Source organism: Streptomyces sp. SID14478 (genome assembly GCF_010548525.1).
Lineage (GTDB): Bacteria > Actinomycetota > Actinomycetes > Streptomycetales > Streptomycetaceae > Streptomyces.
In genome coordinates this window covers 1-3,194 of record NZ_JAAGMG010001472.1, presented here as the reverse complement: position 1 = coordinate 3,194, position 3,194 = coordinate 1, and the positions used below count along the sequence as shown (strand labels likewise).

The 3,194-nt window shown below is 71.4% G+C and carries 5 protein-coding genes; 4 read left to right on the top strand and 1 reads right to left on the bottom strand.

All coding sequences use genetic code 11. The features are described 5' to 3' along the window. Positions 1-227, top strand: a 227-nt coding sequence (locus G3I40_RS46085; RefSeq protein ID WP_343245229.1) for a universal stress protein, incomplete at its 5' end; no start/stop codon positions are given. Between the two features lie 13 nt (positions 228-240). On the opposite strand, the gene G3I40_RS46080 is transcribed toward G3I40_RS46085, so the two are convergent. Next, positions 241-1,500, bottom strand: coding sequence for a cysteine desulfurase (locus G3I40_RS46080; RefSeq protein ID WP_164560746.1), 1,260 nt, complete (start codon positions 1,498-1,500; stop codon positions 241-243). A gap of 93 nt (positions 1,501-1,593) precedes the next feature. Between G3I40_RS46080 and G3I40_RS46075 the strand changes: the two genes are divergently transcribed. The 3 genes from G3I40_RS46075 to G3I40_RS46065 all read left to right on the top strand — a co-directional run. Further along, entirely contained in the window at positions 1,594-2,181 is a 588-nt protein-coding gene (locus G3I40_RS46075) for an ABATE domain-containing protein (RefSeq protein WP_164560745.1), read from the top strand. A gap of 134 nt (positions 2,182-2,315) precedes the next feature. Then, positions 2,316-2,528: a DUF5999 family protein gene (locus G3I40_RS46070; RefSeq protein WP_164560744.1), complete on the top strand. Its 213-nt coding sequence runs from the start codon at positions 2,316-2,318 to the stop codon at positions 2,526-2,528. A gap of 67 nt (positions 2,529-2,595) precedes the next feature. Next, positions 2,596-3,194: TIGR03619 family F420-dependent LLM class oxidoreductase (locus G3I40_RS46065; protein ID WP_164560743.1), on the top strand; the 599-nt coding region annotated here is incomplete at its 3' end.

Sequence of the window (3,194 nt, the reverse complement as noted above, 5' to 3'; positions counted from 1 at the left end):
GGCGGGCCCTGGCGGGCGCACTGCAGGTATGGCGGGCGAAGTACCCGGAGGTTCCCGTCGTGGAGCGTCTGGTGTACGGACAGGCGGGCCATCACCTGCTCAAGGCGTCCACCGCGGCGAGCCTGACGGTGATCGGGCGCAGCGCCGCCACGGACGGCCTGGGGGCCACCGCGCATTCGGTGGTGCATCACGTCACCAGCCCGGTGGCGGTCGTCCCGCACATCTGAGACGCCGCGGCCGTCAGTCCCCGAAGTAGGCGATCGCCTGCCGTACCGCGTCCGCGAGCGCCGTCACCTCGTCGAGGGTGTTGTAGAGGTAGAACGAGGCGCGGGTGGTGCCCGCGATTCCGTACCGGCGGTGCAGCGGGCGCGCGCAGTGGTGGCCCACGCGGACGGCGACACCGTGCGCGTCGAGCACCTGGCCGACGTCGTGCGGGTGGATCCCGTCGACGGTGAAGGAGACGGCCGATCCGCGCGCGTGCGGCTCGCGCGGCCCGATGATCCGTACTCCGGGGATCACCCCCAGCAGTTCCAGGGCGCGGGCCGTCAGCAGGTCCTCGTGGGCGGCGACGGCATCCATGCCGACCGCCGCGAGGTAGTCCACAGCGGCGGCCAGCCCCACCGCCTGCGCGGTCATGGGGACGCCTGCCTCGAAGCGCTGCGGCGGCGCCAGGAAGGTCGACCGGTCCATCTCCACGACCTCGATCATGGAGCCGCCGGTGAGGAAGGGAGGCAGGTCCGCGAGCAGGTCCCGCCGCCCCCACAGCACGCCGACGCCGCTCGGGCCGAGCATCTTGTGCCCGGAGAACACGACGACGTCGGCTCCCAACTCCCCTACGTCGACGGGTCGATGGGGTACCGACTGGGCGGCGTCGACCACCAGGAGGGCGCCGAAGGACCGGGCCCGGTCGGCGAGGGCCCGCACCGGGTTGAGCGTGCCGAGCACGTTCGACTGGTGGGTGACGGCGACGACCTTGGTCGTCTCGTCGATGATCCGGTCGAGGCCGTCGAGGTCGAGGCGGCCTTCGTCCGTGAGGCCGAACCACTCCAGTCGGGCGCCGGTGCGCGCGGCGAGCTGCTGCCAGGGCACCAGGTTGGCGTGGTGTTCCATCTCGGTGACCACGATCTTGTCGCCGGGACCGAGGGCGCGGGTGTTCTCCAGCGCGTACGCGACGAGGTTGATGCCCTCGGTGGCGTTCTTGGTGAAGACGATCTCGTTGTCGGCGGCGCCGACGAAGCGGGCGATCGTGGCGCGCGCGTCCTCGTACGCCTCGGTGGCCTCCTCGGCGAGCTGGTGCGCGCCGCGGTGCACGGCCGCGTTGTGGGTGAGGTAGAAGTCCCGCTCCGCGTCGAGGACCTGGAGGGGTTTGTGCGTGGTGGCGCCGGAGTCGAGATAGACCAGACGCGCGCCGTCGCGCAGCGTCCGGCGCAGGATCGGGAAGTCCTCACGGATCGTGTCGACATCGAGGGCCGCTGTGGCAGCCCCGCCGTTTCCGCTCATGCTCGCCTCACGCCTTCTCATGGTTTCTTTGGTATTTAAGCGTGAGGGACGTTAGGCGTCCTCACGGAGAATGGCAAGCGTTAACATGAGGGCGTGGATCACGAAGCACCGCACTACCTGCATCAGCTGCCGGTTCCGGGTCAGGACGAGTACGTCTCGCTGACCTTGGTGAACACGCGCTTCACGCTGAGCCACGGCCCGGTCGACCTGCTGGAGGACGCGGAGTCCGCGCACCTGTGGCTGGTGCGGCACGAGCTGCTGCCCGACCGGGCGACACTGACCGGACGCCAGGCGAGCCGGCTGCTCGCGCTGCGCGCCTGCCTGCGCACCCTCTTCGAGGCCCGGGAGTCCGGCACGCCTCCGCCCGGCGAGAGCCTCGATGTCTTCAACTCGGCACTGGCGGCGGCCCCTTCGACCCCGCGGCTGGCCTGGCCGGCGGACGGCCCGCACCGGGCGGACGAGCCCGATGCGGGCAATCCCGCCGCGGCCGCACTGTTCCTGCTCGCGCAGGACGCGGCGGACCTGCTCACGGGCGCGGAGGCCGCCCTCCTCGCCGAGTGCGCGGCACAGGGCTGCGACCGCTGGTTCCTGCGCGCGCACGCGGCCCGGCGCTGGTGCACCACGAAGTGCGGCAACCGGGTGCGGGCAGCCCGCCACTACGCGGCCCGCAAGGCGCGCTGACCGACGGATCGCCGTACGGGGAAAGCACGTTGACGACGAACTGAGACACTTCCGGGACGATGAGAACACACCGCGGCGGCAGTCTTCTCCATAGAGCTTCCGCAAAGAACGGACCGCCCGCCCAGGAGGACGCCATGTGTTCCCACCAGCCGCCGTGCCCCGCCGTCGACCGCCCCGACCACGACGCCGCCCGCGTCGTCGCCGCCCACCCCGAGCAGGGCTGGAGCCTGCTGTGCAACGGCACGATCATCTTCGACGACACCGGCGAGCTGCTGCCGGGCGGCGATGTCCGCTCCCCCGTACGGCAGTTGTGGGCCGGCACGCGGCCGGTGACGCTCGCGGCGTGAGCCACCCGGCGCCGGCGCGACGCGGCGCGATTCGACGCACCGCTCGAAATGATCAAGAATTCGGGTCATGCGATACGGCGTCAATCTTCTCAACTTCGGTTCCGGCACGACCCCGGAAAGCATGGTCCGGCAGGCCACTCAGGCCCGCGACCTCGGCTTCACCTTCGCGATGATCTCGGACCACATCGCGGTCACCCCCGATGTGCACGCGGTCTATCCGGCCCCGTTCTACGACCAGTTCCTGCTTGCCGCACATCTCGCCGGACGCGTGCCCGGCCTCACCCTCGGCACGACGATCACGGTGATCCCCTACCGGCATCCGCTGCAGACGGCCCGGCTCGCCGCCAACCTCGACCAACTGACCGACGGCGGCTTCATCCTCGGCGCGGGCGTCGGCTGGTCGGCCGCCGAGTACCGCACGCTGGGCGTCCCCTTCGAGGAGCGCGGCGCCCTCACCGACGAGTACCTCACCGCGATCCGCGCGGCATGGACCCAGGATCCGTGCAGCTTCAAGGGGAAGTACGTGGCCTTCGAGGACGTCCACACCGCGCCCGCCTGCGCGACCGCCCCGCACGTGCCGGTCTGGGTGGGCGGCGACTCCCCCGCCGCGCTGCGCAGGGCCGGGCGGCTGGGCGAGGCGTGGCATCCCTTCCGTCCGACGCTCGC